The organism is Arcicella sp. GW458-12-2-14-TSB2 (assembly GCF_059423785.1).
In genome coordinates, this window is sequence record NZ_JBWKYN010000254.1 from 1 (window position 1) to 6,015 (window position 6,015).

5 protein-coding genes are annotated in these 6,015 nt (G+C 35.2%); 2 read left to right on the forward strand and 3 right to left on the reverse strand.

Going from position 1 to position 6,015, the window contains the following annotated elements; translation table 11 throughout:
* Positions 1-62: 62 nt before the first annotated feature.
* On the reverse strand, positions 63-749 hold the full coding sequence (locus tag AC07XN_RS22940; protein ID WP_309924494.1) for a response regulator transcription factor: 687 nt from the start codon (positions 747-749) through the stop codon (positions 63-65).
* Positions 750-918: 169 nt separating this feature from the next.
* Between AC07XN_RS22940 and AC07XN_RS22945 the strand changes: the two genes are divergently transcribed.
* Positions 919-1,446 carry an acyl-CoA thioesterase gene (locus tag AC07XN_RS22945; RefSeq protein ID WP_309924495.1) on the forward strand — a complete coding sequence of 176 codons (528 nt, stop codon included), beginning with the start codon at positions 919-921 and terminating at the stop codon, positions 1,444-1,446.
* Positions 1,447-1,512: 66 nt separating this feature from the next.
* The gene (locus AC07XN_RS22950; protein WP_494744748.1) at positions 1,513-3,426 is read left to right on the forward strand and encodes a RecQ family ATP-dependent DNA helicase; all 1,914 of its coding nucleotides are present in this window, start codon (positions 1,513-1,515) and stop codon (positions 3,424-3,426) included.
* 39 nt (positions 3,427-3,465) lie between these two features.
* Here the strand turns inward: AC07XN_RS22950 and AC07XN_RS22955 are convergent, their stop codons facing one another.
* Together AC07XN_RS22955 and AC07XN_RS22960 are read right to left on the reverse strand one after the other, a co-directional pair.
* Positions 3,466-4,236 carry an SDR family NAD(P)-dependent oxidoreductase gene (locus AC07XN_RS22955; protein WP_309924499.1) on the reverse strand — a complete coding sequence of 257 codons (771 nt, stop codon included), beginning with the start codon at positions 4,234-4,236 and terminating at the stop codon, positions 3,466-3,468.
* Positions 4,237-4,318: 82 nt separating this feature from the next.
* Positions 4,319-5,980 (reverse strand): tetratricopeptide repeat protein, encoded by a 1,662-nt coding sequence (locus AC07XN_RS22960; protein ID WP_309924501.1) that lies wholly within the window; start codon positions 5,978-5,980, stop codon positions 4,319-4,321.
* Positions 5,981-6,015: the final 35 nt, after the last annotated feature.

Genomic DNA, 6,015 nt, shown 5'->3' on the forward strand with positions numbered 1-6,015 from the left:
AATAAAAAGTCCGCTATTAACTTTCATTTAATAGCGGACTTTTTACCTAAAATTTAAAAAAATCAAGGGACATCAAAACGAAAACCCACTCCATGAACATTGGTTAGTTTGATATTTTGGTCTTTATTAAGGTATTTTCTTAAACGAGTAATGAAAACATCAAGGCTTCTGCCTTTAAAATAATCGTCGTCACCCCAAATGGCAATAAGAATTTTATCTCGCGACAGTGTTTCGTTCTTATTATTCACTAAAAAAGCTAATAAATCAGCTTCTCTATGCGTGAGGTCTTGTGTTTCGTTTTCAAAAAACAGTTTTAAATTCTTTACATCAAAAGTATATTTCCCTATGTTATGTATATTTTGATTAACTACTTGTCCAGTCTTCTTCCCTGTTCTTTTCAGGATCGCTTCTATTCTTAGCACGAGTTCTTCTATACTAAATGGTTTGGTTAGGTAATCATCAGCACCCAATTTTAGCCCTTTTATTCTATCCTCTTTTAATGATTTGGCTGTTAAAAAAATAATAGGAACTTCACTTCCAGTACCTCTTACAAATTCTGCAAGCGAAAATCCATCCATTTCAGGAAGCATTACATCAAAAACACAAATGTCATATTGATTATTCTGAAAAGCCTTTTGTCCAGCTTTCCCATCAGTTTGAAGGTCTATGGTGTATCCTTCTTGTTCAAGATTGTCTTTTATTACAAATCCTAGGCTATCGTCGTCTTCGACTAATAATATTTTTGTCATTCGTTTGGTTATAAGATTATCTTTCTTAATGTTTGTCGGCGCAATATATTGTGTTGCTAATGTACTTGTTTTAGCTAATATTTACAATTCGTAACGAATTGCTACTTTTGTACATATTTAATAAGTATAAAAAGTTATTCCATCACAACAGTCAATAAACAGAAAAACAATGTTCTCGTTAAAGCCCGATAAACAATATCCAAAAAAATTATATTCAAAAGCTGTAATAAGGTTTCAAGATTGCGACCCTTTAAAGCACTTAAACAATGCGAAATATTTTGATTACTTCTTTAACGCTCGTGAAGACCAAGTTGCTACTATCTATGAGTTTGATTATAACGACTATTTTGAACACAACAAAACATCATGGGTTGTTTATAATCATCAAATAGCCTACGTTAATTCTGCTAAAGTAAGCGAGAGAATCGGTATTATTTCTTCTGCTATTTATTTTAATGATGATACGCTAGTTACGGAGTTTGTAATGACAGATGAAAATTGTACACACCTAAAGGCTGTGCTGTGGACAACTTCTAAATACATCGATGTAATTACAGGCAAAAAAACTCCGCATCAACCAGAAGTAAATGCTTTTTTAACGGCTATTTGTGTAGAAGGCATCGACTTTGAACATATTAACCTAAATTCAAGAATCAAAACGATTAAACAAGAGCTATTAGCAGGAACGTTTATTTAACTATTCTTCAAGGCTCGTTCTATAACTGTAGAAACATTATACTATTGAATAATCTGCTTATTACCTATGTCGGCACAGGAAATACTAAAGCAATATTGGGGTTATGATTCCTTTCGACCATTACAAGAAGATATTATTCAATCGGTAATGGATGGAAAAGACACCTTGGCATTAATGCCAACGGGTGGGGGAAAATCGTTGTGTTTTCAAATCCCAGCATTGATGAATGATGGCGTTTGTATCGTTGTTTCACCTTTGATTGCGCTGATTCAAGACCAAGTAAATCAATTGAAGCAAAGAAAGATTTCGGCGATTGGTATTTTTTCAGGAATGCATAAAAATCAAATTGATATTGCCTTAGATAACTGTATCTATGGTGACGTTAAATTTTTATATGTCTCGCCCGAAAGATTACAAACCACTATTTTTATTGAAAGAGTCAAACAGATGAAAGTAAATCTGTTGGCTATTGACGAAGCCCATTGTATCTCGCAATGGGGTCATGATTTCAGACCACCTTATCTGAAAATCGCTGAATTCAAAAAAAATATCCCAAACGTCCCCCTTATTGCCTTAACGGCTACTGCTACGAAAGACGTTCGTCAAGAGATTTTGATGCGACTGGAAATGGATTCGCCCTCCGTTTTCCAACAAAGCTTTGCCCGTGACAACTTATCCTACTCGGCCTTTAATGAAGAAGATAAAGAAAGAAGACTTATCAAAATTCTACAAAATGTACAAGGCTCGTCTGTGGTTTATGTCCGCAATCGCCGAAGAACACAGGAAATTTCAGATTTATTAAATAAGAATAATATCAATACTACTTTTTATCATGCAGGATTGAGTGCTGACGAGCGTAGTAAAAGACAAGAACGCTGGATAAAAAATCAAGTTAGGACAATCGTAGCTACGAATGCCTTCGGTATGGGTATCGACAAGCCCGACGTTAGGTCTGTCATTCATATAGATTTGCCAGATACGCTAGAGGCTTATTATCAAGAAGCAGGCAGAGCAGGACGCGATGGCGAAAAAGCGTATGCCGTAGCGCTTTTTAACCTAAAAGATATTGAAAGTTTAGAGAAAAATATATTACAGAATTATCCACCCATTGAATTAGTCAAAAAAGTATATCAATGTTTAGGTAACTTTTTTCAATTGGCAGTGGGTGCGGGAGAGTTTTCTAGTTTTGATTTTGATTTGCTCGAATTTCAAAAACGCTTTGACCTCCCTCCTACCGAAACTTATTTTGCCTTAAAAGTTCTTGAAAATGAAGGATTCATTCAACTGTCAGATTCATTTCATAGTCCTTCTAAAATTACTTTGAAAGTCGATAACCGACAGTTATATGATTTTCAAATTCGAAATCCTAAATACGATTCCTTTATTAAACTATTGCTGAGGATGTATGGGGGAGAACTTTTCAGTACTTTCATAACCATTTCTGAAGTAAACATCGCCAAAGCTTATTCAATACCTTTGAAGGAGGTTGAAACGATGCTGTCCAATTTAGAAAAATTTGATTTGGTGATTTACGATAGACAAAAAGATAAACCTCAAGTTACCTTCCTTACTGCTCGGCATGATTTAAAAACATTGCCACTACAAATACAAGAAATTGATTATCGCAAAGCAAAAGCGTTACAAAAAGCCCAAGCAGTGGCACATTATGTACAGCATGAAACTAGGTGTCGTACACAAATTCTATTAGAATATTTCGATGAAATTACTGACGAAACTTGTGGTATTTGTGATAATTGTTTGAAGAAAAAGAAGCGTAATAAACAAGAGGTAGAAGATGAAGATTTTGCCAACAATACACGGCAGAAAATAAAACTGCTTTTGGCTAATGGGGCAATGAGTTTACAGTTAATCACTCAGATTATGCAACCACCCAATATGCAAATATTCAAAGACATCATTCGTGAAATGATTGCTGATGGGGAAATAGCTTATGATAGCGAAGGTAATTTGAAAATTTAATATCACTGGAAAACTACCTTCCAGTGACATTCTTATATTTTATTGATAAATTCCAGCCGCTACATTTTCAGTAATCGATTTTGGTGCAAGCCAAGCCAAGAAAGCTCCAAGCTTATTGACCAAGCCCGGAATCACCTCTGTTTTTCCAGCAAACATGGCTGATACCGAAATTTTTGCTACCAATTCTGGAGTCATCGCTACCTTCTCTGCTGCCTTACGAGCCTTAGCTGGAACAGCAGCTCTATCATTAAATCCAGTATCTGTTGCACCTGGGCTAATACAAGTTACAGATACAGAAGTGCCTTTTAATTCGCCTTTTAATGCTCTTGTAAAGTTTAATACAAATATTTTAGTGGCTGCATAAACTGCCATTTTTGGTAAAGCTTGGTATGCAGTAGAACTAGCAATATTCATGATATATGCTTTGGACTGGCGTTTCAACATCGGCAAAAACACATGACACATTTCAGTAAGCGTAGCCATGTTTAGGTTCATCATATCCCTATTTTGTTCAATAGAATAAGTATCAAAATTACCTACAGAGCCATATCCTGCATTATTCACCAAGATAGCTACTTCATATTGTTTTTGCTCAACCCATTGATATACTTTTCTAGCAACATCAACCGCTGCTAAATCTACGGCTAAATAATCTACTGTTACGCCGTATTTTTCATGAATTTCAATGGCTACTTCACGAAGCAAACCTTCTGACCTTGCCACTAATAATAGATTATATTTTTGTTTAGCCAATTCTACGGCTATTTCTTTCCCGATTCCCTTGCTGGCTCCTGTAATTAGTGCGTACATGTTTGTTGTTTTGTTAGAATGCCTCAAAATTAACAAAGCCCTACCAAATGGCAGGGCTTTGTATCAAACAAATTTTAAATTATTATTTTTTTGGAGTCTTAGCTGGCGTTGCCGCTGTTCCTGTAGCAGGTGCTAAAAACTCTTTCAATTTATCTGGGTCTTCAGGCTTGATAGCAACAGCTTTATCTACATACTCTTGAATCTTAGCTGTATCTTTCGTTACGTTTGCATGATATCCTACTAAATATCTATATGCTTCGTACAATTGTTCTTTATTAGCTTTTGCTAAATCAACCACTGACAAGAACTTTTCGTAGTGTGGTACTGCCAACCATTTTGTTCCAGTATAATCCACATAGTTGTTAGTTCTAGCACGGAACAAATAGAATGGAGCAAATTTATCATTGATTGCAATTGCATTAGCAAACATTGAATCTGCTTTCATACCAGTGTTGTATCTGCCTAATGAATCTTCACGTGGGGTATAAGCTGTTGTAAAATAAAGAGCCATAGCAGCATTGTAGTAATCAGCACTTGCCATTGGAGCTTTCTTCTTCAATTTCCAGTCAATTGCCTTTAAAGCAAAATCTGCTGCTTTGGGATACTTTTTCTGACCATATACAATCGTATAGATTGTAGCGAAATGGTTGTTAATCGTATCTTCTGGTGCAGCTTTCAAATAATATTCAACTGCTAAAGAATCTTGTTTTAAACCTTGGTATCCTTTTCCAAAATAAACGTTATCCAAATAATACGGTTTTACACCCGCTTTCACCATTTGCTCTAGGTTTTCAATACCTACTTGTGGGTTTCCTAATTCAATATTAGAATAACCTTTCATTCTAAAGATATCATTATCTTTTGCTCCACCAGCTTCAGCTTGTGTTGTAAACTGCATTGCACCTTCATAATCTTTTGCTAAGAATAATAATTTAGCAGTACTTAATAAGATTGCAGGAGTAGCCTCTGCTCTTTCAACATATTTTCTAAAGAATTTAGATGCTTCTTTATAACGGTTGAAGATGATATAATATTCACCCATTCTCTTATAATACGGAGCATAAGATGAATCTGTCTCATAAGCAGTTTGGTAGTTATTGATTGTATATTGATAGTTTTTACCTCTTAAATATACAACACCTAATCTAACATAAGCTTTTGCAGTTTTGTTGATTAAGATAGATTGCTCATAAGCTGATGCCGCTGGGCCACCATCATTTTTCAATAAAAACGCATCTCCTTTTACAATTTGCATATCAGCAGTCAAAGGCTTTTTAGTCTTTTCTGTGATCAAATCAATCAAACGAACAGCTTCCGCAGGATCATTTGTATGTTCAAACAATGTATAAGCTTCTGCAATACGGAAAATCACTTCAGCATTTTTCATCTTTGTATCAGCCAAAATTTTATCAAAAGCAGCTTTTGCACCTGCTCCGTCTTTATTTGCCAACAACAAAGTTGCTAAACCAACTGAGTTCAACGGTTGTTTAGGGTCTGTAGCAAGTCCTTTTTCAAATGTTGCTTTTGCTTCACTTAATTCTCCTGAACGTAACTGAGCATACCCTAAATAATATAAATTTTCACCAGTAGAGCTAGCCGATACTAGTGATGTAAATGTTGCTTTAGCTTTAATTGGCTGGTCTCCGTCCAACTGCGTCAAGCCTTGCTGAACAGTCTGCCCATTTACCGCAACGGCAAATAACAAACTTGCAGCCACCAACAGAGATTTAATCTTTACTTCCATTTTTTTTTAAAGTTTTAGTTGTAAGTAATTAAAAG